The sequence below is a fragment of the Agaricicola taiwanensis genome, assembly GCF_014635245.1.
Lineage (GTDB): Bacteria > Pseudomonadota > Alphaproteobacteria > Rhizobiales > Methylopilaceae > Agaricicola > Agaricicola taiwanensis.
Map to the genome: position 1 here is coordinate 163,015 of NZ_BMCP01000004.1, position 26,798 is coordinate 189,812.

The 26,798-nt window shown below is 63.2% G+C and carries 29 protein-coding genes and 1 tRNA gene; 16 read left to right on the plus strand and 14 right to left on the minus strand.

Features of this window, described 5'->3' with window-relative positions; translation table 11 throughout:
• Positions 1–23 precede the first annotated feature (23 nt).
• From IEV58_RS15165 to nhaA, 3 genes are all read right to left on the minus strand, one after another.
• Positions 24–752 carry an alpha/beta hydrolase family protein gene (locus IEV58_RS15165; protein ID WP_188410643.1) on the minus strand — a complete coding sequence of 243 codons (729 nt, stop codon included), beginning with the start codon at positions 750–752 and terminating at the stop codon, positions 24–26.
• Positions 745–1,881 (minus strand): DUF3182 family protein, encoded by a 1,137-nt coding sequence (locus IEV58_RS15170; protein ID WP_229729506.1) that lies wholly within the window; start codon positions 1,879–1,881, stop codon positions 745–747. The genes IEV58_RS15165 and IEV58_RS15170 overlap by 8 nt, the downstream gene beginning before the upstream one ends.
• A 126-nt stretch (positions 1,882–2,007) precedes the next feature.
• Positions 2,008–3,189, minus strand: coding sequence for a Na+/H+ antiporter NhaA (nhaA, locus tag IEV58_RS15175; protein WP_188410645.1), 1,182 nt, complete (start codon positions 3,187–3,189; stop codon positions 2,008–2,010).
• A gap of 239 nt (positions 3,190–3,428) precedes the next feature.
• On the opposite strand from nhaA, the gene IEV58_RS15180 reads away from it, so the two are divergent.
• Both IEV58_RS15180 and IEV58_RS15185 read left to right on the plus strand, forming a co-directional pair.
• The gene (locus tag IEV58_RS15180) at positions 3,429–3,818 is read left to right on the plus strand and encodes a hypothetical protein (protein WP_188410646.1); all 390 of its coding nucleotides are present in this window, start codon (positions 3,429–3,431) and stop codon (positions 3,816–3,818) included.
• A 16-nt stretch (positions 3,819–3,834) separates the two neighbouring features.
• Complete coding sequence (locus tag IEV58_RS15185; protein ID WP_188410647.1) at positions 3,835–4,143, plus strand: hypothetical protein; 309 nt, start codon at positions 3,835–3,837, stop codon at positions 4,141–4,143.
• Between the two features lie 48 nt (positions 4,144–4,191).
• Here IEV58_RS15185 and IEV58_RS15190 read toward each other — a convergent pair whose 3' ends face one another.
• Together IEV58_RS15190 and IEV58_RS15195 are read right to left on the minus strand one after the other, a co-directional pair.
• A complete protein-coding gene (locus tag IEV58_RS15190; protein WP_188410648.1) occupies positions 4,192–4,461 on the minus strand; it encodes a hypothetical protein in 270 nt (89 codons plus the stop codon).
• Positions 4,437–4,757 (minus strand): hypothetical protein, encoded by a 321-nt coding sequence (locus tag IEV58_RS15195; protein ID WP_188410649.1) that lies wholly within the window; start codon positions 4,755–4,757, stop codon positions 4,437–4,439. The genes IEV58_RS15190 and IEV58_RS15195 overlap by 25 nt, the downstream gene beginning before the upstream one ends.
• A gap of 141 nt (positions 4,758–4,898) precedes the next feature.
• Between IEV58_RS15195 and IEV58_RS15200 the strand changes: the two genes are divergently transcribed.
• From IEV58_RS15200 to IEV58_RS15210, 3 genes are all read left to right on the plus strand, one after another.
• Positions 4,899–5,354 carry a hypothetical protein gene (locus IEV58_RS15200; RefSeq protein ID WP_188410650.1) on the plus strand — a complete coding sequence of 152 codons (456 nt, stop codon included), beginning with the start codon at positions 4,899–4,901 and terminating at the stop codon, positions 5,352–5,354.
• 188 nt (positions 5,355–5,542) lie between these two features.
• Positions 5,543–6,103: a DUF3617 domain-containing protein gene (locus IEV58_RS15205; protein WP_188410651.1), complete on the plus strand. Its 561-nt coding sequence runs from the start codon at positions 5,543–5,545 to the stop codon at positions 6,101–6,103.
• The gene (locus IEV58_RS15210; RefSeq protein WP_188410652.1) at positions 6,100–6,741 is read left to right on the plus strand and encodes a hypothetical protein; all 642 of its coding nucleotides are present in this window, start codon (positions 6,100–6,102) and stop codon (positions 6,739–6,741) included. The genes IEV58_RS15205 and IEV58_RS15210 overlap by 4 nt, the downstream gene beginning before the upstream one ends.
• Positions 6,742–6,776: 35 nt before the next feature.
• Here the strand turns inward: IEV58_RS15210 and IEV58_RS15215 are convergent, their stop codons facing one another.
• Positions 6,777–7,736, minus strand: a complete 960-nt coding sequence (locus tag IEV58_RS15215) for a glycerophosphodiester phosphodiesterase family protein (protein ID WP_229729507.1) — start codon at positions 7,734–7,736, stop codon at positions 6,777–6,779.
• A gap of 357 nt (positions 7,737–8,093) precedes the next feature.
• On the opposite strand from IEV58_RS15215, the gene IEV58_RS15220 reads away from it, so the two are divergent.
• Positions 8,094–10,079, plus strand: a complete 1,986-nt coding sequence (locus tag IEV58_RS15220; protein ID WP_188410654.1) for a BCCT family transporter — start codon at positions 8,094–8,096, stop codon at positions 10,077–10,079.
• 83 nt (positions 10,080–10,162) lie between these two features.
• On the opposite strand, the gene IEV58_RS15225 is transcribed toward IEV58_RS15220, so the two are convergent.
• The 3 genes from IEV58_RS15225 to IEV58_RS15235 all read right to left on the minus strand — a co-directional run bounded on the left by IEV58_RS15225 (position 10,163) and on the right by IEV58_RS15235 (position 12,894).
• Positions 10,163–10,774, minus strand: a complete 612-nt coding sequence (locus tag IEV58_RS15225; protein WP_188410655.1) for a LysE family translocator — start codon at positions 10,772–10,774, stop codon at positions 10,163–10,165.
• Between the two features lie 32 nt (positions 10,775–10,806).
• A complete protein-coding gene (phbB, locus tag IEV58_RS15230) occupies positions 10,807–11,529 on the minus strand; it encodes an acetoacetyl-CoA reductase (RefSeq protein WP_188410656.1) in 723 nt (240 codons plus the stop codon).
• 180 nt (positions 11,530–11,709) lie between these two features.
• Positions 11,710–12,894: an acetyl-CoA C-acetyltransferase gene (locus IEV58_RS15235; protein WP_188410698.1), complete on the minus strand. Its 1,185-nt coding sequence runs from the start codon at positions 12,892–12,894 to the stop codon at positions 11,710–11,712.
• A gap of 529 nt (positions 12,895–13,423) precedes the next feature.
• On the opposite strand from IEV58_RS15235, the gene phaR reads away from it, so the two are divergent.
• A complete protein-coding gene (gene phaR, locus IEV58_RS15240) occupies positions 13,424–13,999 on the plus strand; it encodes a polyhydroxyalkanoate synthesis repressor PhaR (protein ID WP_188410657.1) in 576 nt (191 codons plus the stop codon).
• Between the two features lie 3 nt (positions 14,000–14,002).
• On the opposite strand, the gene gluQRS is transcribed toward phaR, so the two are convergent.
• Entirely contained in the window at positions 14,003–14,857 is an 855-nt protein-coding gene (gene gluQRS / locus IEV58_RS15245; protein WP_188410658.1) for a tRNA glutamyl-Q(34) synthetase GluQRS, read from the minus strand.
• Positions 14,858–14,986: 129 nt separating this feature from the next.
• Here gluQRS and IEV58_RS15250 point away from each other — a divergent pair, with 129 nt between their 5' ends.
• The 4 genes from IEV58_RS15250 to IEV58_RS15265 all read left to right on the plus strand — a co-directional run bounded on the left by IEV58_RS15250 (position 14,987) and on the right by IEV58_RS15265 (position 17,510).
• On the plus strand, positions 14,987–15,598 hold the full coding sequence (locus tag IEV58_RS15250) for a DNA-3-methyladenine glycosylase family protein (protein ID WP_229729509.1): 612 nt from the start codon (positions 14,987–14,989) through the stop codon (positions 15,596–15,598).
• Between the two features lie 88 nt (positions 15,599–15,686).
• Entirely contained in the window at positions 15,687–16,196 is a 510-nt protein-coding gene (locus IEV58_RS15255; protein ID WP_188410660.1) for a CreA family protein, read from the plus strand.
• 5 nt (positions 16,197–16,201) lie between these two features.
• Positions 16,202–16,882, plus strand: a complete 681-nt coding sequence (locus IEV58_RS15260; protein WP_188410661.1) for an alpha/beta hydrolase — start codon at positions 16,202–16,204, stop codon at positions 16,880–16,882.
• A gap of 70 nt (positions 16,883–16,952) precedes the next feature.
• The gene (locus IEV58_RS15265; protein WP_188410662.1) at positions 16,953–17,510 is read left to right on the plus strand and encodes an HNH endonuclease; all 558 of its coding nucleotides are present in this window, start codon (positions 16,953–16,955) and stop codon (positions 17,508–17,510) included.
• 182 nt (positions 17,511–17,692) lie between these two features.
• Here IEV58_RS15265 and IEV58_RS15270 read toward each other — a convergent pair whose 3' ends face one another.
• Positions 17,693–18,193, minus strand: a complete 501-nt coding sequence (locus IEV58_RS15270; protein WP_188410663.1) for a disulfide bond formation protein B — start codon at positions 18,191–18,193, stop codon at positions 17,693–17,695.
• 78 nt (positions 18,194–18,271) lie between these two features.
• Entirely contained in the window at positions 18,272–18,826 is a 555-nt protein-coding gene (locus tag IEV58_RS15275; RefSeq protein ID WP_188410664.1) for a flavin reductase family protein, read from the minus strand.
• A gap of 93 nt (positions 18,827–18,919) precedes the next feature.
• Between IEV58_RS15275 and IEV58_RS15280 the strand changes: the two genes are divergently transcribed.
• The 3 genes from IEV58_RS15280 (at position 18,920) to IEV58_RS15290 (ending at position 21,270) form a co-directional block, all read left to right on the plus strand.
• A tRNA-Leu gene (locus tag IEV58_RS15280) sits at positions 18,920–19,004 on the plus strand.
• A gap of 445 nt (positions 19,005–19,449) precedes the next feature.
• Positions 19,450–19,905 (plus strand): Lrp/AsnC ligand binding domain-containing protein, encoded by a 456-nt coding sequence (locus tag IEV58_RS15285; RefSeq protein WP_188410665.1) that lies wholly within the window; start codon positions 19,450–19,452, stop codon positions 19,903–19,905.
• Between the two features lie 96 nt (positions 19,906–20,001).
• Positions 20,002–21,270: an imelysin family protein gene (locus IEV58_RS15290; protein ID WP_188410666.1), complete on the plus strand. Its 1,269-nt coding sequence runs from the start codon at positions 20,002–20,004 to the stop codon at positions 21,268–21,270.
• Between the two features lie 80 nt (positions 21,271–21,350).
• Here IEV58_RS15290 and IEV58_RS15295 read toward each other — a convergent pair whose 3' ends face one another.
• Both IEV58_RS15295 and IEV58_RS15300 read right to left on the minus strand, forming a co-directional pair.
• Positions 21,351–23,027 (minus strand): MFS transporter, encoded by a 1,677-nt coding sequence (locus IEV58_RS15295; protein ID WP_188410667.1) that lies wholly within the window; start codon positions 23,025–23,027, stop codon positions 21,351–21,353.
• Between the two features lie 559 nt (positions 23,028–23,586).
• Positions 23,587–24,576 (minus strand): Ldh family oxidoreductase, encoded by a 990-nt coding sequence (locus tag IEV58_RS15300; RefSeq protein ID WP_188410668.1) that lies wholly within the window; start codon positions 24,574–24,576, stop codon positions 23,587–23,589.
• Positions 24,577–24,681: 105 nt separating this feature from the next.
• Between IEV58_RS15300 and IEV58_RS15305 the strand changes: the two genes are divergently transcribed.
• The gene (locus IEV58_RS15305; protein ID WP_188410669.1) at positions 24,682–25,542 is read left to right on the plus strand and encodes an alpha/beta fold hydrolase; all 861 of its coding nucleotides are present in this window, start codon (positions 24,682–24,684) and stop codon (positions 25,540–25,542) included.
• A gap of 31 nt (positions 25,543–25,573) precedes the next feature.
• Positions 25,574–26,506, plus strand: a complete 933-nt coding sequence (locus tag IEV58_RS15310; RefSeq protein WP_188410670.1) for a LysR substrate-binding domain-containing protein — start codon at positions 25,574–25,576, stop codon at positions 26,504–26,506.
• Positions 26,507–26,798: the final 292 nt, after the last annotated feature.

The following is a 26,798-nucleotide window of genomic DNA, read 5'->3' on the forward strand; positions in this document are numbered from 1 at the left end:
TTCTCGGCAGGGACGAGCTCGCTTCAGCGCGCACCCAGCACCATCTCCCTGACCCAGCGCGTCAGCAGGGCATCGTAAGCGCGCCGATGCCGCTCCTCGGTCAGGGCATGATCGGCGCCCTCGATGACACGGAAGGTCATGGAGCGGGCGCGGATGAAGGCGGAGGTGTAGCTTGCCACCGCCAGATGCGGCACCAGATCGTCGTGTTCCGATTCGACGACCAGGACATCCCCGCTGAATTTGCGGCAACCGCTCAGGGCGCGGTTGGTCTCCGGATCGACGAAGGTGCGGCGGTATTCGTTCAGATCGGCCCGGTTCAACTGCTGCTTCGGTGTGAGCCACTGCGCGTCGCGGTAAAGGGCCGGCACACGCAGCGCCAGCCAGCGCACCGGCCGCAATGTCGTCAGGAGCGCGGCGAGATAGCCGCCATAGCTGCTTCCCACGACGGCGATGCATGAGGAATCCACCTGCGGGTGCGAGATCAGACTGTCGTAGGCGGCGAGCACATCCTGAAGATTGTCCTCGCGCGTGACGGTATCGCGCTGACCTTCGGTTTCGGCATGGCCGCGCATGTCAAAGGTGAGGCAGATGCTGCCGAGCGCCGCGAGCCCCTGTGCCCGGACCAGATCACGCTCCTGACTTCCGCCCCAGCCGTGAAGAAAGAGAATGCCGGGAAACCCGGTGGCGGGTGCGGCCACCGTGCCGTTGAGATGCTGGGTTCCCACAGCGATGCGTATTGCCTTGTTATGCATAATGATATGCGTCCACGGTCGCATATTTCGTCAGGTAACCAACGTTCCGGTCTTCGCCCCGGAAGTAAACGAAGGCCTCATCCGGCGGCGGTTTATTGGCGCCGAACTGTTCGACGGTGGTGACCTGAACGGCGACAAGAGCGGGATTGGCACGGAAGGTCTCCAGCGCCAGGATTTCCGCGCCCGTCGCACCGCCAAGACGCCAGGATTGCTCCAGCACCCCTGAGCGCCACTGTCCCGTCTGATCCATGCCCTGAATCACGTCGTAGTTTCGCCGTGACGCAATGAGGCCGTCGAAACAGTCCGTTGCCGCCGCATCCCAGATCCGAGCCTGGGAAATGGCCAGCCGAGCTTCGGCCGATGTGACCAACGAGAGCAGCACCTCGAATTCTCCGCGCACCACAAACAGCGTGGAGCCGCCGTAGGTGATGGCACCGTTGTTGTCCCTGGTCAGGCGCTGGGTGCCGACGTAAGTGGCGGTAAGATCGCCAACGATCACCCGCCCGACGCTGCAGGTGCGCTCGGAGACAAGATTTTCCTCCAGCACCAGGCCGGACGCGACGTCACTGCCATCAAGGGAGGCGATGAAGCGGGCAAGTTCGTCCACATCTGAAACCATCGCCTGACCACGTCCGCCATCGGCGCAGGCAAGCTTTGTGCGCACCCGTCCTTTCCGCAACAGGCGCTCGCCCGCGTTCAGCGCGTCATCGACGCTGAAAGCCGTGAAACCTGAGAGCGTGACGTCGCGCACCTTCTCGGGGAACGCCGGGTTCCAGCCGGGCGGCGCCGCGGCGCCCGGTTCGCCGAGGGGATGAGCTATCGCCTTCGTTCCGATGAACTCGAATGGAACGACCCCGCCGAAGAGATCATGCTCGTCGGTGATGCCGAGGTGTCTTGCCCGGTGCAGCCCGATCAGAGTGTGGCCGGGCACATGATAGAGGCTTTCCGAAGCCGGCGGTCCGTCGGTCATGGTCCCCGCGAAGGTATAGCCCTTGAGAACTGCCAGCTTCTTTGCGATTTCCGCCTGCGTCGTGGCCTTGTGGTCCCGCGGATCCGGCATGTCGTGAACAACGACCGCGCCGGGTGACGGAATCCTGCCTCGGACCAGACTTGCTTGATGTAACAGCATATCAGCTTCTTCAGGTCACCTTGGTATCAAACCCGAAAGGCGAAGCGTTCAGATGGCCGATTGTTCCCGGCGCCGGGAGCAAAATCCGGGAAGGGTCGAGCTCGGTGCGCCGGTCCCGGGCGCGGGTCAGCCGCGAACCGGAGCGAGTTTGCGTGCGGGAGCGGCGACCAGCACCAGCGCTCCCACGACGCCCGACAGGAGCGAGCCCATCATGACGCCGATCTTCACTTCATCCTGCAGGCCAGGCGAAGCGGGGAAGGCAAGGAGACCGATGAAGAGGCTCATGGTGAAGCCGATCCCGCAGAGGAGGGCGACGCCATAGACCTGGCGCCACGACGCGCCTTCCGGAAGCCTGGCAAGCCCCAATCTGATGCTGAGGACCGCCACCGTGAAGATGCCCACCTGCTTTCCGAGGAACAGACCGGCGGCAATGCCGAGCGGCACCGGCTGGAGCAGGACCGAGGGAGTGAAGCCGGCAAAGGAGACACCGGCGTTGGCGAAGCCGAAGATAGGGACGATGAGAAAGGCGACCCAGGGATGTATGGCATGCTCCAGGCGGATGAGGGATGAATCTCCGAGGCGCGGATCCACTGCCAGAGGGATGGTGAGGGCCAGGACCACTCCCGCGAGGGTGGCGTGGATGCCGGACATGAGGACCAGGAACCAGAGGACAAGCCCCAGCAGGAGATAGGGGGCAAGATTATGGAAGCCGCGCCGGTTCATGAGGATGAGGACCGCGGTGACGGCGATGGCGCCGCCAAGCGCCAGCACGTTGAGATTGGCGGTGTAGAACAGCGCAATGATGACGACCGCGCCGAGATCGTCGATCACCGCGAGGGCAGTGAGAAAGATCTTGAGCGACAAAGGTACGCGGGAGCCAAGCAGGGAAAGCACGCCGAGCGCGAAGGCGATGTCGGTGGCTGCCGGGATGGCCCAGCCCCGAAGCGTCTCGGGGGAGCCGGCGTTGAAGATAAGATAGGCCAGCGCTGGAGCCACCATGCCGCCCAGGGCGGCAAGACCCGGCAGAACACGCTGCGGCCAGGTGGCCAACTGGCCGGTCAATGCCTCGCGCTTGATCTCCAGCCCGACCATCAGAAAGAACACGGCCATGAGGCCGTCGTTGATCCAATGCAGCACCGAAAGCCCGCCCACATAGACATGCAACCCGGCAAAATAGGCATCGGACAGCGGCGAATTCGCCACGAGCAGCGCAAGGACGGCGACCACCATCAGCACGATGCCGCCGGTGGCCTCGCTGGCGATGAAGCGGCGGATGAAGGATTGTTGAGCGGGGCGTAGCGATGACATGCCGAGCGTTATAATCGCCGGTCTTCGCAGACCAAGCGAAATTGGGCTTCCTGCGGCCGTATCCCGATCACAAAAAAGCCAGCATCTGCAGCAGCAGGCGCGCACACGCCGGATGCTGAACCCGCGTTCAGGAGCCGGTGATCTCTCGGCCAGCGTTCGCGCGCATGAACGATAGAGCCGCTGCCGCGTTGGTTCTCCTGGACTACGGCGCCTATCCGACAGAGCCGTGAGGAGGATCCATGGCCAAGAAGAATAAGATTCCCAAGAACATCGCGGGCATCAGGGTGCCCAAGCAGGTGCGCAAATCTCCCATTCTGAGGATGCTGATGAGCAGCCCGACCGGCCGTCGTATCCTGGCCGACGCGCTGGTGGCGGGTGCTACCGCGGCGGCGGGTGTGCTGGCGCGGTCCAAGCAGGACAAGATCGCGGACGCCGGTGGTGACATGGTCAAGAGCGGCAAGCGCGTCGGCAACATCGTGGTGGAAGCCATGCAGGACGCGGCCGGCGCCATGACCCATGTGATTGGCGATGCCGCTCGCGACCTTCTGCCGGAGGAGGTGATGGACCCCAAGGGGAAAGCGGGCAGGCGCGCGCGGGGCGAGGCGCGGAATTCCGAGGCCGCCCATTGATGAGGCCCGGAGCATCATGAGCAAGAAGCGCCGGCCGCTGCTGCAGCGAGCGGCGTGGCACGCCATCAAGACACTGGTGAAGAAGCACCCGAGAGCGGCGCTGACCGCCGCCGGCTCGGGGGCCTCCTATGCCGTGAAGGAGGTGGCGGCGGATGGATCGGACGCCGTGAAGGACATGGCCGGCAGCGTGAAGGAGGCGCTGACGCCGGAGCGGAAGACGCCGGTCAGATCCGAAGCACCCAGTGACGCCGAACGGAAGAGTTTTCTCGCCTCGCTCAGCAAGGCCGATCAGGGCCGTCTCGCCGGGATCGCGCGCCGCCGCTAACCGGCTCGTGGCGGCGTGAGCTCTCGCTACCATTTACATGCTCTGCTATCACCAGACCGGCGGCATCTCCGGCTGCTTTCGTAGGAAACGCGGCTCTGACGGCAGCCCCCAGCGCTGCGCGATGAAGGCCACACTCTCGCGCTCCCAGTCCTCCCATGCATCCAGCATGACGGTCCGGCCTTTCGGAACTGTGATGCAGAAATGCAAACGGGTTCGGTTGTCACCGGTGTCGGCAATCCGCTCGATCCAGGTCACATAGTCGGCTGGAGTGCCATTATATGGCAGAGCAAAGATCAGCCCCTTCGTGCGTTCCAGCACGGCGCCGCCATCGAAAGATGGATCAGGGCATGGCCCGATCGCCACGTCAGGCAGGCATTCCAGAAGAGCACGATGCCGAAGCAAAGAAAGGTCAAGCCGACCGCGATGCAAAGGATCTTGGACCACATGGGCTGAGGCATGAAAAAGCCCATGGCAAGGAACACCCATGGGGCGAGAAACAGCAACATTGCGCCGTTCAGCAGGCCATCTTTGTCGAGATGCTCGTTGACCCGCAGGCTGCGCTCCCATGCGCCAAATCCCGCACCGGCTGCGGCCTTGCGCGCTCGTTCCGTCACCGGCCGGTCAGACTTCGTTGGGTAAGCGGGCCCCGGTCCTCGATTTTTAGAGTGCATTCGGGAATGCTATCACGGCGGCATGAGAGAGACGAACAACTGCGATAGGGACGATGGCGTGTAATGTGCAGAGTTGTCGCTCCTGTGCTTTCCCTGATCTTCATGGCGATGCTGCTTGCCTACATGCAACTGGAACATGACCACGAACGGATCAACCAGGATACGGTCCTGCTTACCAATCATTGGACCGGAGAGGTTCGGCGTTGCCACCGGTCGCGCAATTCCTCCCTGAGCTGCCAGCCCACCACATTGGAGCCGAGGCCGTGGTATCTGGCGCTCAGTCCTTTTGACAGCCCCACGGAGCGCGCGGCCAAGCAGGGCGACGCGCCGAACCTGCTCGTCGACATCATCTTCTATGGCGGCTTCGCTCTCGCCGTCCTCATGATCTTCGCCTTGCCGATCTGGGATTGGCGCAACGATCGGAAGCGCGCTTCCACACAGGCGGATGGCGGGTCCATGGCACATGGAGACGCAGGGTCTGGCGGTGACAGTGGCGGGGATAGCGGCGGTGATGGAGGGGGAGGCGGGCGCGGCGGGTGATTCCGCCTGTTGCGATATTTGCATTCGCGCGCGTTTTTGGACCTGGCGCGCAAGCGTGAGTTATGTTTCTCCGCAGGTTCTGAAATGAGGCTTTTATGAAACCTGCTGCTTGTTTGGCCGTCGCGGGCGCCGTTGCCGGAATTGCCCTCTCATCCTTTCCAGCCGCGGCCTATGAGCTTCCCAACGACATGCCGGCCCGCAAGCCGGGCCTTTGGGAAATGAGAGCGACCGGGACGGTGGGACCGAACCAGGTCAAAGCGCTGAAGAAATACTGCCTGGGCCCAAGCTCCGATCGCGCCCTTCACGAGCTTGAAATCCTGCGCAACGAATTGCAGGTGGTTCACAGCGACATCACGTGCCAGTCACCGAACATCTCCGTGAGCGGCAATGTCATGACCGGCGAGATGGCCTGCAGGACCAATTCTGCGGATGACGACGAAGCGGCCGGCACGGACTTTCGCTGGACGGTGACATTCAAGAGCGACAGCGAAGCTGTGAACGAGACGCATAGTCTGCCTCGCGACGTGATGTTCCATATGGACAATAAAATGGTCGAAGAGCAGCGGTGGATCGGTGAGTGCCCGGCCAATCTAAAACCCGGCGATTTTCTGGATCTCGGTTTCAACTACAACAGCGATGAGTGGCCGAACGAGAACCGTCGTGCGGGCAATATCCGTGAAACGCGGAAACAACTGGAGAAGTCGCTGAAGGAAGGCGTCGAGATGAACAAGCGCCTGGGGCCGATGTGAGCCGGCGCGGCCGCCTGCTGTGCTCCTTTGCGGCAGCCATCGCTTTGGGGCTGTGCGCTTCCGCCTTTGCTTTCGAGCTTCCGGCCGATCGGCCTGTTCGCGAGGAAGGGCTCTGGCTGATGGATCAGACGGGCACGATCAGCGACGGGGAAACCACGATCGAGGTCCAGAAGATCTGGAATATCTGTCTCGATTCAAAGGCCGACCGCGCCCTGCATGAGCTTGACGTGCGAGAGCAGCAGGCGAGCGTCGCCGGTCTGAACGAAACCTGTGAGGAGCCGAAGCCGGCGCTTTCGGGCAATGTCCTTTCCTGGGCGATGCACTGCCGCGGGCCGTCTCCCATCGAGGACAAGATCGGAAAAACCGATATCCGACACGCCACCACCTTCGTGAGCGGCCGTGAGACGGCGGCCGAGATCGTCATTATCAATCGCGACAATCTCGTGCAGAGCCATGGCCGATTCCTCACGCGCATGGAGCGCCGTGGCACCTGCGACAGCGGATTGAAGCCGGGCGACATGATGCTGATGCATTGGCGGGTCAACGGCGAGGAAACGCTGAAGGCTCGCCAAAGCCGAAACATCTATGACGAGATCGAGCATCAGAAGGCATTCACGGCATCCCGGCTGGCCCGGTAATCAGCCGAACGGTGGGCAGCGCCGCTCCTGGGCTTCTACCGCCGCTTTGATTGGCGGGTCGCTTCGGCGATGGTTTCGATGTCATTGGTCATGATGCCACCGCTATATCCGGCGAGGAGCCGGGCGAGGTCATCCGGCGTGTCGATCCCGCTCGAAAAATCACCGCCATGGTAAGGGCCGATCACAAACACGCCGCTCCCGGCAGATTCCGTGCGGCATAGGAAGCGATCGGGCCAACCCCACAACCATGGGGCAACATTGATCGGCACATAGACGATGGTGTTTCGGCAAGCTCCCGGCACCACACCCGTCCAGCCATAGCCGATATAGGAGAGGAGGCATGCCTTCAGCGTCTCGCGGGACATGGTTCTGATGTTCGGCAGCGCGTCGCGCAGGGCAGCGATGGGCGCATTGCCGCCATAGACCATGAGTCGTGCGCGGCGTTCGGCTGGCAGCGTCTCCAATGCCTGGGCGAGAAGTTGGCCTTCCCTCGGATCGTTGCTCTTGATGTTGATCAGAAAGCGCTTGTCGGGAAAATCCGTCAGCACCTCTTCCAGCGAGGGCACCAGCCCGACGCCCTTTCCACGAAACGGGAAACTCCTGCCGCCGTCGGCGGTGTAACCGTAGCCGATATCGAGCTTCTTCAACGCCTCCATCGTGTGTTCACGCGTGACGCCGTGCCCCTCGGTGCGGCAATCCACGGTCCAGTCGTGAAAAACGGCGAATGCGCCATCGGTTGTCGGATGCACGTCGATCTCGACGATATCGGCCCCGGCCTCTAAGCTCGCGCGCATGGATGCAATCGTGTTTTCAAGAAAGTCATGCGTCGGCGGCAACATTCGAGAGGCCGTGCAGGTATCGTTCTTCAGGTCGCGCGTATCGAACCGCTGAGCAATACCACGGTGCGCGAGGAGAACAGGCGCGCCGACCTTTTGGACCGCAAGCAGATTGGTGTTGTTGAGGAAGACGAATGCCGAGAAAATCAGCAGACCCACCGATAAAAATCGCAGAAATCTTCGCATGAATCCTCTCGCGTTCAGCGACGACATCAGCGTCCAGAACTGGCCAGGTAACAGGTTTCAAAGATTCAGGCTGGGCGCAACGGCGTGGCATCGGCGCATCGCCGCCTAAAATTCGCCATGGGTTGCACATCTCGGCCACATTGTTATGGATAGGGTCTTCGCGGTCGCGCCTCCTGTGCCGGCCACTCAATTCACGCGGGTGGCGCCCCGTGGCGGAACCGGTTCACGTTCCGAGGGCACATCATCCGCCGTCCGACGATGCAATGGATTTCGCGCTGCCCGTACACTGTGGCCCGAGAACATCCCAGTCGGCAGCAATTCAGTGGTTCTATGACCCAGACCATCAACAAGCCCGTCTTTTTCATCTCCAGCGCCATCATCATCGCGATGGCGCTGATCGGCACCCTGTTTCCGCAAGGCGCGGAGCACATCTTCTCTGCCGCCCAGGCCTTCATATTGGAGGCCTTTGGGTGGTTTTATCTCCTCGCCGTCGGCATTTTCGTCTTCGTTGTGCTCTTTCTCGCGATGAGCCGCTATGGCAACCTGAAGCTGGGGCCAGACGAGGCGGAGCCGGACTATTCCTATCTCTCCTGGCTCGCCATGCTGTTCGCGGCGGGCATGGGCATCGGCATCATGTTCTATGGTGTGGCCGAGCCGATCCTGCATTATTCCGCGCCGCCGGAGGCCACGCCGCGCAGCTTCGACGCCGCGCGCCAGGCCATGGCCATCACCTACTTCCACTGGGGCATCCACGCCTGGGCCATCTATGCCATCGTCGGCCTGTCGCTGGCCTATTTCTCATTTCGCTACAACCTGCCGCTGACAACCCGCTCCGGGCTCTATCCGCTGATCAAGGAACGCATCAACGGGCCCGTCGGCCACGCGGTCGATATCTCCGCCATCTGCGGCACGCTCTTCGGCATCGCCACCTCGCTCGGCCTTGGCGTGCTCCAGATCAACGCCGGGCTCAACTACCTGCTCGACGTGCCGCAGACGCCCTACGTCCAGGTGGGGCTCATCGCCGTGGTCACGGTCCTGGCCACCATCTCGGTCGTGTCCGGGCTCGATGTCGGCATCCGCCGCCTGTCGGAAGGCAATCTCATCCTGGCGGTCACGCTCATGCTGTTCGTGCTGGTGGTGGGACCGACGGAGTTCCTGTTCCGCGCCTTCGTGCAGAACATCGGCACCTATCTCGACACTTTCCTCGATCGCACCTTCCGGCTCTATGCCTATGAGCCGCGCGACTGGGTGTCGGACTGGACGCTGTTCTACTGGGCCTGGTGGATTTCCTGGTCGCCCTTCGTCGGCATGTTCATCGCCCGCATCTCGCGCGGCCGCACCGTGCGGGAGTTCGTGGTGGGCGTGCTCTTCGTGCCGGCCACCTTCACCTTCTTCTGGATGACGGTGTTCGGCAACACGGCGATCTCGCTGGACATGGGCGTGGTCAATGGCGCCATTTCCCAGGCCGTGGGCGACGATATTTCGGTGGCGCTGTTCCGCTTCTTTGAATATCTGCCCTGGTCGGCGCTCACCTCCACCCTCGGCATCCTCCTGGTGGCGGTGTTCTTCGTCACCTCGTCGGACTCAGGTTCCATGGTGATCGACACCATCGCCGCCGGCGGCACGACGGAGACGCCCGTCTGGCAACGCATCTACTGGTGCAGTCTGGAAGGCATCACGGCGGCCCTGCTGCTGCTTGCGGGCGGGCTCACGGCGCTGCAGACCATGACGCTGATCAGCGCGCTGCCCTTTACGATCATTCTTCTGCTCTTTGCCGTCAGTCTGCTGCTCGGCATGCAGGCGGATATGGCGCGCCAAACCGAGCATCGTCAGGCCCAGCCCGCCATTCCGCGGCGCGAGGCTACCTGGCAGCAGCGCCTCACGGCCATTCTGCATGAGCCGACGAAAGCCGAGATCACGGGCTTCATCGATCGTGTGGTGGCGCCGGCGCTCCAGGATGTCCATGCCGAGTTCACCCGGCGCGGGCTTGCCTCCACCTACGAGCAAAGCGAGGAGGATGGCAGCCCGACGCTGACGGTCCTTGCCGAGAACACGCGCAACTTCGTCTATGGCGTAACCCCGGTGCGTCAACTCGGCATTGCCATGTCGGCGGCGGATGTGACCGGGCCGGAGGGCAGGCGCCCGCAGAGCTGGTCGGCCCGCACCGTCTTTTCCGACGGCAGTCGCGGCTATGATGTCGCCGGCTTTACCAAGGAAGAGATCCTGGCCGATGTGCTGGCGCAGTTCGAGCGCTATCAGATCCTCACCAACGCCAGAAGCACCCAGCTTTACGCGGCCTCGCCCGATCCGGCGTGAGGCTGTTGGGCTTCACCCGTCATGCTCACCCTTGTGGCGAGCATGACGGAATGCGGAGCGGGTGCTTGAGCCTCGAGCAACCATCAGCGCGCCACCACGGCCGCCGCCGCGCCGGCCATGACGAGGCTTGACGCCCGGTTCGCCAGTTTCATGGAGTGGGGCGAGGTGAAGAAACGCCGTGCCCGCGCCGCCGTAACGGCATAGGCCGTGAAGACGCTGAAGATGGTGGTGACGATAATACCGGCGAGTTCCGCAGCGCCCACCAGTGTCAGGTGCTGCAGGTCCACCAGCGTCGGCAGCAGTGCCAGGAAGAACACCACTGCTTTGGGATTGCCGAGATTGACCGCAAGGCCGGTGAGATAGAGCTTCGCCAGGCTATCGGGCGTCTCATCCACGGCCTTGGCCTCACCCACCGGCGCCTTCCACAGCTTCCAGGCCATGTAGAGCAGATAGGCCACACCGGCATATTTGATGACGAGGAACAGCGTGGAAAAGGTCTGCGCCAGAGCGGCAAGGCCGGTCGCTGCCAGCGTGAACCAGGTCAGCGAGCCGGTGGCAAAGCCGGCGGTATAGGCCGGCGCGCCCCGGATGCCCTTGGCCAGCACCCGCGCCACGAGCGCGGTGACACCAGGGCCGGGCAGGGCAACGACCGCGAAGTAGGCAGCGGCGAAGAGGAGGAGGGAGGAGAGGGGCATGTGAATGTCGCTTAGGGCTGGGAGCTATAAGCTCAAGCCATATACTGCCCGCCATTGGCCGTCAGCGTCGAGCCGGTCACAAACCCCGCCAGATCACTCGCCAGATAGACCACCGCCGCCGCGATCTCTTCCGCCTGGCCCAGCCGGCCCACCGGGATGGCGCTCACGATCTTGGTCAGCACCGGTTCGGGCACGGCGGCCACCATTTCGGTGTTGATGTAGCCGGGGCAGATGCAGTTGACGGTCACGCCCTTGCCGGCGTTTTCCTGGGCCAGCGCCTTGGTAAAGCCGATGACGCCGGCTTTCGCGGCGGAATAGTTGGTCTGACCCATCTGGCCCTTCTGGCCGTTGATGGAGGAGATGTTGATGATGCGGCCGTGGCCGCGGGCGCGCATGCCCTCGATGAGGGGGCGCGTCATGGTGAACATGCTGTCCAGATTGGTGCGCATGACCTCCTGCCACTGCGTGAAGGTCATCTTGTGGAACATGCCGTCGCGGGTGATGCCGGCGTTGTTGACGAGGACCGAGACGGGGCCAAGCTCGGCCTCGACCTTGGCGATGCCGGCGGCGCAGCCCGCCTCGTCGGCGACGTCCCATTTGAACACGGCGATGCCGTGTTGGTCGCGGAAGGCGTTGGCCTTCTCATCGTTGCCGCAGTAATTGGCGGCAACGGTGTAGCCGGCTTCCTTCAATGCAATGCAGATCGCCGCGCCGATTCCGCGCGTGCCACCCGTGACGAGCGCCACCTTGGCCATGCACAAACTCCCCCTCATAAGTGCCGAGCTCTCACGCTTGTTGGCGATTCGGCCCGGTCTGTCGATTGTTACATGCGGAAGTATCAAGACCCTCCCGCATGCAACCTTAGTATAGGGCCAAAACCGCTCAGGCCGCAGTCAATTTCGCTCGGGGTTTAGAGGGCCAGCATGACGGTTTCGTCACGCGCGCTCAAGGCACATGGCGATACCCATGCCGCCGCCGATGCAGAGCGTGGCGAGGCCCTTCTTGGCATCGCGCTTTTCCATCTCGTGCAGGAGGGTGACGAGCACGCGCGCGCCCGAGGCGCCGATGGGGTGGCCGAGCGCGATGGCGCCGCCGTTGACATTGACCCTGGAGGTGTCCCAGCCGAGGTCCTTGTTGACGGCGCAGGCCTGGGCGGCGAAGGCCTCATTAGCCTCGATGAGATCGAGGTCGGAGGTGCTCCAGCCGGCCTTTTCCAGCGCGCGGCGCGAGGCGGGGATGGGCCCGGTGCCCATGACGGCGGGATCGACGCCGGCCTGCGCCCAGGAGACGATGCGGGCAAGCGGCTTTGCGCCGCGCTTTTCGGCTTCCCTCGCCGTCATCAGCACCACGGCGGCGGCGCCGTCATTGAGGCCGGAGGCGTTGCCGGCGGTAACGGAGCCTTCCTTCGCAAAGGCCGGCCGCAGCTTCTGCATGGCCTCGAGCGTCGCGCCGTGGCGGGGGTATTCATCATCCGCCACCACGATGTCGCCCTTGCGGGTGGAGATGGTGACGGGCACGATCTCGTCCTTGAAGCGGCCGGCCTTCTGGGCCGCTTCGGCCTTGTTCTGCGAAGCGACGGCGAAGCTGTCCTGCTCCTCGCGGGTGATCTGCCAGCGCGAGGCGATGTTCTCGGCCGTGTTGCCCATGTGGTAGCCGTTGAAGGCATCCCAGAGACCGTCCTTGATCATGGTGTCGACCATTTCAAGGCTGCCCATCTTGGTGCCGTTGCGCAGGTTGGCGCAGTGCGGCGCCTGGCTCATGCTCTCCTGGCCGCCGGCGACCACGATGTCGCTGTCGCCGTTGAGGATGGCCTGATAGCCGAGCGCGACGGCGCGCAGGCCCGAACCGCAGAGCTGATTGACGCCCCAGGCCGGGCTTTCCACCGGAATGCCGGCTGCGATGGAGGCCTGCCGGGCCGGGTTCTGGCCCTGGCCGGCGGTCAGGATCTGGCCGAGGATGGTTTCGGACACCTCATTGACGCCGACGCCGGCGCGCTCCAGCGCGGCCTTGATGGCGACCTCGCCCAGCTTGTGGGCGGGAAGGCTCGACAGCGCGCCGTTGAACGAGCCCACGGGCGTGCGCGCCGCTCCGACAATGACCACATCTTCCGCTGACGGCATAGTTCTCTCCCATGGGTTGTCGGCCTCGCCCCCGAGGCCGGTCGCCCGCATCTTCGGCACCACAGGGCGGGCCGTGTCAAGCCGGGCAGGTCCATGGCTGAGGTGGGGAGCGCGAGACACGGGAGCAAGCGGCGAGGAAGAATTCGCCATGCCCCATGGCTCGGCGGTCTCTTGCTCAGGCGGCTTCAATATCGGTCTGGGGAAGGCTGTCGCGGAAGAACGCGCGGCGGACCGCCTCTGTCTGGTCACCTTCCGCGGCGCGGCGAGCCACTCGGCAGCCTGGCGACTTCAGCCAAATATCCTTTCCGGGATATGCGGAATGCAAAGGGGGATGATTATGGTGCCACAATCAAGAGGAAGCGCACCGGCTGTGGCGCGCGCAGTCTCCTGATCAATCGCGATGCGGTAGGTGTTCCTGCCCATAAAATCATCATCATGATGAAAGGGTGACAGGTGCACCGCAATAGTCTTATCGTGGCTTTTTAGAGACCGTCTCAAGTGCCGTCAGACCTCCTGAGAAGCGACCCGGATGAGCAAAGAGCCTGAACCCATCACCATCAAGAAATACGCCAACCGGCGCCTCTACAACACCGGTACCAGCACCTATGTGACGCTCGAAGATCTGGCGGTCATGGTGAAGAATGGCGAGGAGTTCGTCGTGGTGGACGCCAAGAGCGGCGAGGACATCACCCGCTCAGTGCTGACGCAGATCATCTTCGAGCAAGAGGGCAAGGGCACCAATCTCCTGCCGATCACCTTCCTGCGCCAACTCATCCGCTTCTATGGCGACAGCATGCAGGCGCTGGTGCCGTCCTATCTCGATATGTCCATTGCATCCCTGACCCGGGAGCAGGCGCGGTTGCGCTCGCAGATGGGCACGGCTTTTGGCGGTGCACCCTTCGCATCCATGGAGGAGCAGGTGCGGGCCAATATGGCCATGTTCGAAAAGGCCTTCCGCGTGTTCTCGCCGTTCCAGGCCGGGGCGAACCAGCCGGCTGCCAGCGAAAGCCCTGCGGAGACCGGCAGCGAGATCGACGATCTCAAGAAGGAGATCGCCGCCATGAAGGACAAGATCGACAAGCTGGCCACGCCCAGCAAGGGCTGACCCTCAAAGGCCAAGGCGGCGGCGGATGCCGGCAGGGCTCTCGCCCGCCTCGCGCAGCGAGCGCAGACTGGCCGAGCCGATGCTTTTGGAGAGCTTGCGGCCCTCCTCATCCAGCACCAGCCGGTGGTGCCGGTAAAGCGGCGCCGGCAGCTCCAGCAGCACCTGCAGCAGCCGGTGGATCGCCGTGGCGTGGTAAAGATCCTGCCCGCGCACCACATGGGTGACGCGCTGCGCCGCATCGTCCAGCACCACGGAGAGATGATAGCTCGTCGGCACGTCGCGCCGGGCGATGACCACGTCTCCCCAGCGCGCGGGGTCGGCCAGGATATCGTGCATCGTGCCGTCCTCGGCGATCCCGGTCCAGGACAGCGGCCCGGTTTCCGCCACGGCCCTTGCCATGTCCAGGCGCCAGAGGTGCGGTGCGCCGCCACCGAGGCGACGGAGACGTTCCGGCTCGACGATATGGCGGCAGGTGCCAGGATAAAGCGGGGAGCCATCGGGGTCACGCGGCCAGGAGGGGCCGCGACGGGCGACTTCGGCGCGGATCTCGCCGCGGGTGCAGAAACAGGGATAGACGAGCCGGCGCCTCTTCAGCGGCTGCAGCGCCTCCGCATGTTCCGCCACATGTTCCGACTGGCGCCGCACCGGCTCGGGCCAATCCAGTCCGAGCCAGCGGAGGTCGTGATAGATCGCCTCCTCGAAGGTGGGGCGGGAGCGTTCGGGGTCGATGTCCTCGATGCGCAGCAGGAAGCGGCCGCCCGCGGCGCGCGCCAGATCGGCATTGAGAAGCGCCGAATAGGCGTGACCGAGATGAAGGAAGCCGTTGGGGCTGGGCGCAAAGCGGAAGACGGATGTCATGACGCGGCGATGATAGGGGGGAGCGCATGTTTTTGCAGCCCGTCCCCGGCCAGACGAGACGGATGCACAGCTTTCGGATTTGCAGCGCGCCACGCGTCATGCATCCTCCCGGCCATGACAGCCCACCGGATGCCTCTCGCCGCCCTCATCTCGCTTGACCCCGCGCTTGCACCCCTTGCCGTGGCGGCCGGCGAACTGCCGGACCGGCGGATTGCACGGGGCTATGCGGGGCTCGCGTGGGTGATCATCGGCCAGCAGATCTCGGTTGCGGCGGCCCGCGCCATCCATGCCCGCTGCGAGACCGCGCTGAGCGCCATCACGGCGGAGGCGGTGGCCGGCGCCGATGACATGACCTTGAAAGCCGCGGGACTGTCGGGACCCAAGATCCGGGCGCTCAGGAGTGTCGCCGAGGCAGTCACTTCCGGCGCGCTTGATCTTGCAGGGCTTGCGGAACTTGAAGCGGATGAGGCCATCGCCCGCATGGTGGCGGTGAAGGGCATCGGCCCCTGGACGGCGGAGGTCTATCTTCTCTTCGCGCTGGAGCATCCGGATGTCTTTCCCGCCGGAGACCTTGCCCTCCAGGAGGCGGCGCGCATCGGTTTCGGGTTGGAGGCGCGCCCCTCACCGAAGGCGCTGCGGGAGCGGGCGGAGGTGTGGCGGCCCTACCGCGGCCTCGCGGCACGGCTCCTGTGGGCCTACTACCGCGTGGCGAAGCAGGGGCGGGATGCTACGCCGGTGTGAGCCTTGCGTGTTGCGCATGCGCAGCCACTTGGACTTTGCCTGCGGATCACGACATAGAAGACGACCTGCCTGCCCAAGGAGCCTTTCCATGATCCGCCGCCTTCTCGTTCTTGCCCTGATGCTTGCCGGTTTTGCGCTGCCCGCCGCCGCGCAGGACGATCCGGAGCTCATCTTCAAGAAGAGCACCGTGTTCCGCCTGCTGTCGCCGGATGCGAAACTCGGCGTCTACGCCATCGATGACCCGCTGGTGGAGGGTGTGTCCTGCCATTTCACCCTGCCGGAGATCGGCGGCTGGAAGGGCTGGGCCGGCCTTGCGGAGGAGGTGTCCAACGCCTCGCTCGCCTGCCGGCAGATCGGCCCCATTAAATTCAAGGGCAAAATGGAGCAGGGCGAGGAGGCCTTCCGCCAGCGCCGCTCGCTGTTCTTCAAGAAGGTGCAGATCGTGCGCGGCTGCGATGCCAAGCGGAACGTCCTCGTCTATCTCATCTACACCGACAGGCTGATCGAAGGATCTCCGGAGAATTCCACCTCCACCGTGCCCATCATGCCCTGGGGCGATCAGGAGCCCCAGCGCTGCGCCGACTTCCTGGAGGAGTGACACCGATGAAGATCGACGGACCCCGCCTCGATGCCGCATCGGGTAAGGCCAAGAACCTGGTCGTCTTCCTCCACGGCTATGGCGCCGACGGCAACGACCTCATCGCCATCGGCCGCGAGTGGCAGGAGTTGCTGCCCGACACTGCCTTCGTCAGTCCCCATGCGCCGGAAGCCTGTGCGGGCGCGCCCATGGGACGGCAATGGTTCAGCCTCACCTTCCGCGATCCGCACGAGCGCTGGCGCGGCTGCGCCCAGGCGGGGCCTGGGCTCGACCGTTTCCTCGATGAGGAGCTGGAACGGCAGGGCGTGGCGCCGGAGCGGCTGGCGCTGGTCGGCTTCAGCCAGGGCACCATGATGAGCCTGCATGTGGGACTGCGCCGGCGAATCAGCCCGGCCGCCATTCTCGGCTTTTCCGGCATGCTTGTCGGCCCCGAGCATCTCGCAACCGACGCGACGGCGCGCCCGCGCATCCTCCTCATGCATGGAACCCACGACCAGGTGGTGCCCTTCGACGCGCTGTTCATGGCGACAGAGGCATTGGCGAAGGCTGAAATTCCGGCGGAATTTCATATTGCGCATGGCCTCGGCCATGGCATTGATGGTGAGGGATTGCGCCAGGGAGGCGCCTTCCTGAAGGCGGCCTTCAAAGGCGTAAAGACACCACAAGTAGCCGCTTCACAAGGCTGACACATTACATATAGACTAATGCGCATGCGCTGGCGCAGAAGGGTTGCCGGCGGCTTTCACGGAGTGTGCGGTGACGATCCACGTCTCGCCCGATGCGTGCCCGGCCCTTGTCCTCAACGCGGATTTCCGTCCGCTGTCTTACTATCCCTTGTCGTTGTGGTCGTGGCAGGATGCCATCAAGGCGATCTTCCTTGACCGCGTGAACGTGGTCTCCAACTACGACAAGACGGTCAGCAGCCCATCGTTCCAGATGCCGCTGCCCTCGGTGATCTGCCTGAAGACCTATATCAAGCCCGCGCGCAACCCGGCCTTCACGCGGTTCAATGTCTTCCTGCGCGATCGCTTCTGCTGCCAGTATTGCGGCGCCCGCGAAGATCTCACCTTCGATCACGTCATTCCCCGCTCGCGAGGCGGCCTGACCACCTGGGACAACATCGTCGCCGCCTGCTCGCCCTGCAACCTCATGAAGGGCGGCAAGATGCCCCGTGACGCCAACATGTGGCCGTCGCAAAAACCCTTCGAACCCACGGTGCACGACCTGCACCGCAACGGCCGACTGTTCCCGCCGAACTATCTGCACGACAGCTGGATGGATTATCTCTACTGGGATACCGAGCTGGAGCCTTGAGAGCCGTTCCGGCGCTCACGTACAGCGTACGCTCCGCTCCGGTTCTCGACGGTCATGCCATCCAGCTCGCCGCAGCGACCGCTGGAACGGCTCTCGCGTCGTGCAATGGAGCCACACCCACTTCCCTCATGCTGAGCGATTGCGCAGCAATCGTCTCGAAGCATGCGGCCGAGCTCACCCAACTATCGCCGCGGCATGCCCAGTGTGGCGATGGCGGCGAGGGCGAGGCTGATCACCGCGTTCCAGCCGGCGAAGGACAGGCCGGCAAAACGCCAGGCGGCCTCGTCGCAGCGCACGATACGGGCCTGCGACTGGAGCTGGCCCATGAGCCCGCCCGCATTTGATGTCACCGAGCCGCCGGAGCAGTCGGAGGGCCCGGCCCAGAGTTTCCACTCCACGCCGGCGTGGTAGGTGCCGAGGCCGGCGCTGACAATGAAGAGGAGCGCGAGAAGGAAGAGGCCGATCATGACGGAGCGGCGGCTGGCGCCGCCGCGCGCGGCGTAGAAGACGGCAAGTGCCAGCGGCACGCCGATGTAATAGGGCCAGCGCTCCTGAAGGCAGAGCGGGCAGGGCGCGTAGCCGAAGACGTGCTCGAAGACGAGCGCCATGCCGACGGTGCCGGCAGCGCCCAGCGCAACCAGCAGCGCGGCAGACACAGGGGTGAGGGGAAGGCTGCGAACCATGGTGCACGTGCTCTACACCAGCGCCGAAACCAAATCCATCGACCGAGGGCAGGAGCACTGACCTGTGATCGCTGGCGCCTAAAGCATCTCCGGCTTGAAGCGGTTGCGCATATCGAGCTCCTCGCCGGCGATCATGAAGGTGCCCTGGCCGCGGTAATGCATCGTGCGTGCTTGAACCGACCTGTCGACATGGGCCTTCACCACCTCCCAGAAGAAGAGGTTTGAATCCTCCACCATGTGGTCGTCGTCGAGGCGGCACTCGAAGCTGGCGTAGCATTCCTTGATCAGGGGCGCCGAAACCTTGGCGGCCTTCTCGGGTGTCAGGCCGAATTCAGCGAATTTGTCCTTGTGGCGGCCGCTGCTGTTGCCGATGGCGACGACCTTTTCCGCCAGATCGACCGTGGGGACGTTGATGACGCATTCGCGGGATCGGCGGATCATCTCGAAGGAATGGTTCTCGCTCCAGATGTAGCAGGCAAGGCGTGCCGGCACGAAACCCAGCATCATGTGCCAGCCCATGACCATGATGTTCTGGCGGCCCTCCAGGGCCGAACTGACGAGCACGATGGGCCCGGGCTCCAGATGCTCGCGGATCTCGCTTAAGGGAAAATCACGTTTGTCATAATGCGGCATGGGCAGCTTCTCCTTGCCGCATCAGAAATAGCGCGAGCTTCGGACAAATCCCGGCTTGCAGAACGGCGCGCCGTGGCTATGATCCGCGCCCGTGCCCCCGTGGCGGAACTGGTAGACGCGCCTGACTCAAAATCAGGTTCCTCACGGAGTGCTGGTTCGATCCCGGCCGGGGGCACCACCTCCCACATATCAATGGCGTTGCTCTTGATGCCGAGAGCGGTCATTCGGCGCGCCTGGCGATGGCCGATGTGAGGCTTTCCATGGGGGAGGACGCAGGTCTTACGCGCCTATGGCGCTCGGAGATTCAAGGACCGGACGTCTTGCCCTGCCGCCAGGGCATCCGCATCGCCGGAAGCGGGGAATACACGTTTCGCGGTTGAACGCGCTGTCGTCCGGCTTACCGTTCGAGACGACCCTGTTCGGGCCTCCTTGGCGATGGGGCAGGGGGCGTGCCCTTATCAAAGGAACCGCCGGAGCGGCGTCTCGAAGGATAAACCGAGAGTGGATGCCGCTCCCGATCAAGGTAAATATACCGATAGTTGCACCGGGACACATCGGCGAAAATCCGCTATAAACCGTGATATCCTCTACGTGGGTTATATTCTGCCGTGGAAAACCCGAGAATGCTCGACAAGATCGACCTGCGCCTCCTGCAACTGCTGCAGGACGATGGCCGTATGACAACGACGGAGCTCGCCGATCGGGTCGGCCTCGGGCCCACCGCCACAAGCGAAAGGGTCAGGCGCCTGACGCGGGAGGGCTACATCACCGGCTTCCATGCGCGGCTGGATCCGACCAAGGTCGGTCTGGGGCTTCTCGTCTTCATCGAGGTCAAGCTCGACCGCACCACGCCGGAGGTGTTCGAGGATTTCGCGGCGGCGGTGCGGCGGGCACCGGAGGTGCTGGAATGCCATATGGTGTCGGGCGGCTTCGATTATCTCATCAAGAGCCGGATCGAGGACATGTCGGCTTATCGCCGTTTCCTCGGCGAGATTCTGGTAGCGCTTCCGGGTGTCAAGGAAACGCATACCTATCCTGTGATGGAAGAAGTGAAGAACATCGCAGGCCTGCCGCTTTGATTTTTTGAAGTCCGCCGCCCGCGCGCTAGGTCTGTTGCAAGCAGTGCGCCGGACAGTCCCAGGCGCCAGAACGTGAGCCGTCAGGGAGATCTCAGGATGACGCTTCATCATCGTTTGGCCATGGGAATGGCTGCCGCCCTCTTCTGTTGCCCCGCCCAGGCGCAGGGCCCGGCACCGGCGCCTGGAGAGGTGCTCACGACCTATGCGGATATCGCGGAAGCGATGTATGGCGATGCCCTGACCGCCGCCAACACGCTGGAGGGAGCGGTCACCGGTCTTCTCCACGAGCCGTCGGACGACACGCTTAAGGCGGCGCGTGACGCCTGGGTGGCCGCGCGCGTGCCTTATCAGCAGACGGAAGGCTTCCGTTTCGGAAATGCGCAGGTCGAGGAATGGCAGGGCAGGGTCAACCGCTGGCGGATGGATGAGGGGCTGATCGACTATGTCGATGGAGATAAGCCGGTCACCGCCTCGGACAATCCGCTTGGCGGCGCCAATGTGATCGCCGCGAAGGCGGTTCGTGCCGGCGAGAACGAGATCGACGTTTCCACGCTTTCGAAAGAGGTGCTGGTCCGGCTGCACGGCGCTCATGGCAATGCGCGCAATGTGGCGACCGGCTATCACGCCATCGAATTCCTGCTCTGGGGGCAGGACCTCAATGGGACGGCGCCTGGCGCCGGCATACGGCCGGCCACGGACTTCTCGCTGGACGCTTGCACCGGCGGCAATTGCGAGCGCCGCCGCGACTACCTGAAGCTGGCGACCGAACTCCTGACCGACGACCTGAAGGAAATGGGGAGTGCCTGGGGCGAGGGAGGCGCGGCGCGCAAGGCCCTGGAGAGCAAGAGTGATGAGGAAGGCCTTGCCGTGATCCTCGCCGGTATGGCTGGTCTTTCCCAGGAGCTCGCCCACGAGCGCATGATGCGCGGGCTTTCAGAGCACGATCCGCGGCAGGAGCATGATCGTTTCTCCGATAACACCCACAACGCCTATTACTACAACCAGATCGGCATGGCCTCGATCTACAACGGCACCTACAAGAGGATCAGCGGGACTGTCATGCGCGGACCGAACCTGGCCGATTACGTCCGCGTGAAGGCGCCGGAGGAGGCTAACAAGCTGGAGCAGTCGCTGACGGCCACGACCAAGGCATTGGGCGCGATCAAGAAGCGCACCGACGATGGCACGGAAGCCTATGACCAGATGCTGGCCGACGGCAACAACGAGGGAAATGCGCTGATGCAGACAGCGGCCGATGCGCTCATGGCGCAGGCCCGTGCCGCGGAGGGATTGGCCGACAAGCTTGGCCTCAAGCTCGAGGGGAAGAAACCCGGCGGTCCCGGCAGTGCCGTTCCGGCACCGTGATCCCGGGCGGACCTCCATAAGCAGAAACACCCTGCCGCAGGGGACGGCAGGGTGCTTCGTATCTGACGCTGGAGGGGGCGTCAGTCGTTGGCGTAGATGTCGCGGTCCTTCGTTTCGGGCATGAAGAAGATGCCGACGATGAAGGTCATGACCGCCACAACGATGGGATACCAGAGGCCGTAGTAGATGTTGCCCGTGGCCGCCACCATGGCGAAGGCCGTGGTGGGAAGGAAGCCGCCGAACCAGCCGTTGCCGATGTGATAGGGCAGCGACATGGCCGAGTAGCGGATGCGGGTCGGGAACAGTTCAACCAGTTGGGCCGCGATGGGGCCGTAGACCATGGTCACCAAGAGGACGAGGTAGGTCAGGAGCAGCACCACCATCGGGGTGTTGATCTGAGCCGGGTCGGCCTTGGCCGGATAGCCGTGGCTTCGGATGGCCTCGGTCATCTGCGTGGTGAAGGTGGCGGTCTGGGTCTTCATCTGGTCGGCCGGGAGGGCGGAACCGTCGAAGGACTGGATCGTGGTGTCACCGACCCTGATGCTGGCGATGGTGCCGGCCGGAGCCGCCTCGTTGGAGTAGTTCACCGAGTTGCGTGCCAGGAAGGATTTGGCGATGTCGCAGGAGGTGACGAACTTCGAGGTGCCGACGGGATTGAACTGGAACGAACATTCGTTGGGATCGGCGACAACAGTCACCGGTGCCGTCGACTGCGCAAGTTCCAGGGCCGGGTTGGTGTAATGCGTGATGGCCTTGAACGCGGGGAAATAGGTCAGTGCCGCGAGCAGGCAGCCGCCGAGGATGATGGGCTTGCGGCCGATCTTGTCGGACAGCCAGCCGAACACGATGAAGAAGGGCGTGCCGATGAGAAGGCCGAGCGCGATCAGGATGTTGGCCGTTGCACCATCCACCTTCAGCGTCTGCGTCAGGAAGAACAGGGCGTAGAACTGGCCCGTGTACCAGACGACGGCCTGGCCGGCGGTACCACCGAGCAGCGCGATGATCGCCACCTTCGCGTTGTCCCAGCGGCCGAAGGCTTCCGTCAGCGGGGCCTTGGAGGTCTTGCCTTCTTCCTTCATCCGCTTGAAGGCCGGGGATTCATTGAGCGACAGACGGATCCAGACCGAGATGCCCAGCAGGATGATGGAGACCAGGAACGGAATGCGCCAGCCCCAGTCGGCAAAGGCTTCCTCGCCGAGCGCGGTGCGCACGCCCAGGATCACCAGCAGCGAGAGGAACAGGCCGAAGGTGGCGGTGGTCTGGATCCAGGAGGTGTAGAAGCCGCGACGGCCATGGGGCGCATGTTCCGCCACATAGGTGGCGGCACCACCATACTCGCCGCCAAGCGCCAGGCCCTGGAACAGGCGCAGGATGATCAGGATGACCGGCGCCGCCATGCCCCAGCTTGCATAGGATGGCAGGATGCCGACTATGAAGGTGGATATGCCCATCAGCATGATGGTGATGAGGAAGGTGTATTTGCGGCCCACGAGATCGCCGATGCGGCCGAAGAAGATCGCGCCGAAAGGACGGACTGCGAAGCCTGCGGCAAAGGCCATCAGTGCGAAGATGAAGGCGGCGGTTGGATTGACGCCGGAAAAGAACTGGGCGGCGATGATCGCCGACAGCGAACCGTACAGGTAGAAATCATACCATTCGAACACGGTGCCGAGGGATGAGGCAAAGATAACCTTGCGCTCCTCCTTCGTCATCTTCTGTGGGGCCGCTGGCCCGGCGGCTACGGTTGATACGCTCATCTGTGTTTCCTCTTCAGGCGTCGGTTTATTGTGTCGGGGACGCTTATTTTTATTTATGCGGCAGTCGTGCCCGCTTTGCGGGCAGTCGGCAGGCCTGTGGTCTTCCCTTCCGAGAATCACAAGACAGCATGATACTCACTCTTTCGTGAAAAAGAGTAGTTCCGGGCTTAGCCGGCGACCATAAGACATTAGTGGTAGGACGAATGTTGACTAACGGCAGTTATGTCTTGCGTTGGCGCCTGTATTTTTCATCTATATTTGTCATATGCCAATAAATATTTATGGTATTTCTGCAACGGCCATGCGCCGTGCCGGTGAGGTTGCTGCATAAAAAACGGGTTGCGCCGCGCCGACTGTGCGGCTTTTTCCAGTCTTAAACTTGCAGTGCCGGGAGGTAATGCGCCCGAAAGCTGTTTCCTTCCGACGATGTGAAGCATTCATCGTCGGGTAACTTTAATATTTTGCACTGCACTGTAATTGCCCGACATATTTGCTGCATCGCGATAGCGCGCGGGTTGCCGGGTCGCCGACCCGGCCCCACACGCGCGCCGGCCGGCGCTCATCCTTCGGCGATGATGTTCCTCAGCTTTTCCACCACCAGGTCGGCGACCTCCACATGGCCGTCCGCGAGCCTTTGCTGTCTCTCGCGGGCCGAGCGATCGAAGGGCATGCGAACAGGCTTGTCCTGCTCGATGCGGCGGGCGTTGCGGACGGTTTCCGCATAGCCGGAGACCTGGCGGCGGAGGGTTGCCTCGTCCACAAGGAGGTCAGGCTTCATGAACATCAGGAACAGGCAGCAGTCCGACAGCGGATCGGGCTTGAGGGCGCCGTTGCAGAGCAATCCGAAGAGCTGAATGGTGATGCCAAAAGCGGAGCCCTTGTGCCCGCCCCAGACAGCGAAGGCGCCTTCCAGGCCCTCGGCGGGGTCACGCGTGGGATTGCCCTCGGCATCATAGGCAATTCCCTCCTTCAATTCCTGGCCAAGCCGGCGGGCGAGCGTCGCCTCGCTCATCATGATGGATGAAACGCCAGCATCCATGATGATGGGATCGCCCTCCGAAGGGAAACCGAAAGCCATCGGATTGGTGCCGAACAGCGCCTCGTTGCTGCCGCTGGGAGCCACGCGCCAATCAGAACTGCCGGCTGCCATGGCCACGAGGCCTTCCTTGGTCGCCATCTCCATATAATGGGCGAACATGCCCGTGTACCAGGTGTTGAACATGCCGGCGATGGCAATACCCTGCGCCTTTGCCTTTTCAATGCCCATGACGGTGGCACGGTAGCCGACGAGATAACCGGCCTGGTCCCCGCCATCGAGCAGGACCGAGACGGGCGTCTCGCGCGCCACGGAAATGGGCTTGCGGCCTTCAGGACGCCTGCGAATGCGCTCGACAACGGAAAGCGCGCGCGCAAGCCCGCCATAGTCCTGGCCCCGGAGTTCGCAGTCCATGAGATGATTGGTGATGATGCCCGCGTCCTCGTCGCTGTGTCCGACGGCCAGCATGGTCCGGTGCACCAGATCGCGCGCCTCCTGGATGGTCAGTCGCATGGGCTTTTCTCCCCCTTGGGTGGTTGCGGTCTTTGGCGGATACATCGCAGTTGACCGCTTTTCGGTCAACTGTCTACAGTGCGCGCCGCAACATAGGAGGATGGATTGGAACGCGGTTATCTGGCGACGCGCCTGGGACAGGTTCATTATTACGCGGCCGGTGAGGGTGAGCTTGTGCTCCTGATCCATCAGTCCGGCCGTTCGGCGCGCATGTTCGACGAAGTGGTGCCGGTGCTTGGCGCGTCCTGCCGGGCGGTTGCCATCGATCTGCCGGGCTTCGGCAATTCCGATCCTCTGCCGGAAGGCACCTCCATCGATGAGATCGCCGACGTCTGTGCCGATGCGATCCGGGAGCTGGGCGCCGCCAAGGCCCATGTCTATGGCCATCATTCCGGGAACAAGGTCGCGACCTCGCTCGCCGTTCGCTATCCCGAGCTTATCGATCGCCTGGTGCTGGCGGGGCAGAGCCACAGCATCATCGCGGACCAGAAGGAGCGCAACGAGGCGATCCATAAGTTCGTCAAGCCCTATGAGGATGTGGCCGCCGCGCGCGATCCCAAGCTGATGCGGGCGGAGAAATGGGCGCTGACATACCGGACCATGATGAACGTGTGGCTGCAGCCGGGCGCCATGTCGGGCTCGTTCAAAGGCGGCGATGCGCTGGCGAAAGCACTGGTGCTGGACACGCTGCAGGGCTCGGAGGGTTCGGCGCGCCTCTACAGTGCCAACCTCAACTACGATCTCGGCGCAGGCTATGCCGCGATCCCGGTGAAGACGCTGGTGCTGGAGATCGTGACGCCGGAGGAGGACCGGCTGATCGGGCGCCAGGGCTCATCTCTTCTCAAGATCATCCCCGATTCCTCTCTGGCGGAGATCGCTCATGAGGATGGCGACGGCGTCACGCTGGAGGGCCGGGCAGATGATCTGGCGGCGATCCTGGTTGATTTTTTCGCACTGAGGGCATGAACTGCCCCCTTCAGTGAAGGAGCGGTTGACGGTGAGACGGAACATCCCCAGCACCACGGCGCTGATAGCCTTCGAGGCGGCCGGCCGCCACGAGAGCTTTTCGCGCGCGGCGGAGGAGCTGGTGCTGACGGAGGGGGCGGTCAGCCGCCAGATCGGCCGGCTGGAGGAGTTCCTTGGCGTCCCGCTCTTCACGCGGGTGAAGAACCGGGTGCATCTCACCGAGGCCGGCAAGCGCTATTGGGAACGTATCGTCCAGCGGCTCGATGATCTGGAAGGCGATACCATTCATCTCCAGGGCCGGCCTGCCACGGGGGGAGTGATCGAACTGGCGGTCATCCCGACCTTTGCCAACCAGTGGCTCATCCCGCGGTTGCCGCGTTTCCACGCCAGATATCCTGACACCATCATCAACATCAGCGAGCGGCCGGATCCTTTTCTCTTTGCCGGCAGCTCCTTCGACGCCGCGCTGCATTACGACCATCCGGCCTGGGCGGGGATGATTCAAAAGGCCCTGTTCGCGGAAGAGCTGATCCCCGTGTGCAGCCCCAGGATCACCGGCGGAAGGGAGGGGCTGGATCCCTCCGAGATCAAGGGGCTTCCGCTTCTGCAGAAGCGGGGGAGGCCGGACGCCTGGAAGAAATGGTGGGACCATGTGGGCATGACCGAGGTCAATTCCAGAGTCGGCACGCGCTACGACATGTTTTCCATGGTGATCAAGGCGGCGGTGGCGGGGCTGGGACTGGCGCTCGTTCCAAAGCTCTATGTGCTGAATGAGCTGCGTTCGGGCGAGTTGATCATTGCCTGTGACCGGCATGTCCCCGGCGACAAGCGTTACTGTATTGTCTATCCGGAGCGGAAGCACGAGCAATGGCCACTCAATGTTTTCCTTGACTGGCTGAACGACGAGGCCGTTCAATACGTCAGGCTCCGTGACGCAAATCAGATGGAGTATTTCGCCGCGTAACTTGCCTTATGCATGCATGGCGAATTCATCGGTCTCTCAAAAACTTGATCGATTACATTTTGTCACTAATGAGTTCCGAAGAATGAGTTGAAGTGGCGGGATAAATCTATCAGCTTGAGGAATAAGGGAGTGCATGTCGCTGCGAATAAAGAGGACAGGAAACCTCTTCCGGCGATATTTAAGGAAAAACCACAGCAATATCAATGTCTTATCGCCAGCTTGGCGTTGCTCGTGCAAGAACGTTGCAGGTGGGCAAGACCAGTGCTAGAGGTTATGTGATAACTGTCGACAG

Coding starts and splice junctions, on each gene's coding strand:
- IEV58_RS15165 (WP_188410643.1), bottom strand. CDS start 752: ATGCATAACAAGGCAATACGCATCGCTGTGGGAACCCAGCATCTCAAC.
- IEV58_RS15170 (WP_229729506.1), bottom strand. CDS start 1,881: ATGCTGTTACATCAAGCAAGTCTGGTCCGAGGCAGGATTCCGTCACCC.
- nhaA (WP_188410645.1), bottom strand. CDS start 3,189: ATGTCATCGCTACGCCCCGCTCAACAATCCTTCATCCGCCGCTTCATC.
- IEV58_RS15180 (WP_188410646.1), top strand. CDS start 3,429: ATGGCCAAGAAGAATAAGATTCCCAAGAACATCGCGGGCATCAGGGTG.
- IEV58_RS15185 (WP_188410647.1), top strand. CDS start 3,835: ATGAGCAAGAAGCGCCGGCCGCTGCTGCAGCGAGCGGCGTGGCACGCC.
- IEV58_RS15205 (WP_188410651.1), top strand. CDS start 5,543: ATGCCGGCCCGCAAGCCGGGCCTTTGGGAAATGAGAGCGACCGGGACG.
- IEV58_RS15220 (WP_188410654.1), top strand. CDS start 8,094: ATGACCCAGACCATCAACAAGCCCGTCTTTTTCATCTCCAGCGCCATC.
- IEV58_RS15225 (WP_188410655.1), bottom strand. CDS start 10,774: ATGCCCCTCTCCTCCCTCCTCCTCTTCGCCGCTGCCTACTTCGCGGTC.
- phbB (WP_188410656.1), bottom strand. CDS start 11,529: ATGGCCAAGGTGGCGCTCGTCACGGGTGGCACGCGCGGAATCGGCGCG.
- IEV58_RS15235 (WP_188410698.1), bottom strand. CDS start 12,894: ATGCCGTCAGCGGAAGATGTGGTCATTGTCGGAGCGGCGCGCACGCCC.
- phaR (WP_188410657.1), top strand. CDS start 13,424: ATGAGCAAAGAGCCTGAACCCATCACCATCAAGAAATACGCCAACCGG.
- gluQRS (WP_188410658.1), bottom strand. CDS start 14,857: ATGACATCCGTCTTCCGCTTTGCGCCCAGCCCCAACGGCTTCCTTCAT.
- IEV58_RS15250 (WP_229729509.1), top strand. CDS start 14,987: ATGCCTCTCGCCGCCCTCATCTCGCTTGACCCCGCGCTTGCACCCCTT.
- IEV58_RS15255 (WP_188410660.1), top strand. CDS start 15,687: ATGATCCGCCGCCTTCTCGTTCTTGCCCTGATGCTTGCCGGTTTTGCG.
- IEV58_RS15260 (WP_188410661.1), top strand. CDS start 16,202: ATGAAGATCGACGGACCCCGCCTCGATGCCGCATCGGGTAAGGCCAAG.
- IEV58_RS15270 (WP_188410663.1), bottom strand. CDS start 18,193: ATGGTTCGCAGCCTTCCCCTCACCCCTGTGTCTGCCGCGCTGCTGGTT.
- IEV58_RS15275 (WP_188410664.1), bottom strand. CDS start 18,826: ATGCCGCATTATGACAAACGTGATTTTCCCTTAAGCGAGATCCGCGAG.
- IEV58_RS15285 (WP_188410665.1), top strand. CDS start 19,450: ATGCTCGACAAGATCGACCTGCGCCTCCTGCAACTGCTGCAGGACGAT.
- IEV58_RS15290 (WP_188410666.1), top strand. CDS start 20,002: ATGACGCTTCATCATCGTTTGGCCATGGGAATGGCTGCCGCCCTCTTC.
- IEV58_RS15295 (WP_188410667.1), bottom strand. CDS start 23,027: ATGAGCGTATCAACCGTAGCCGCCGGGCCAGCGGCCCCACAGAAGATG.
- IEV58_RS15300 (WP_188410668.1), bottom strand. CDS start 24,576: ATGCGACTGACCATCCAGGAGGCGCGCGATCTGGTGCACCGGACCATG.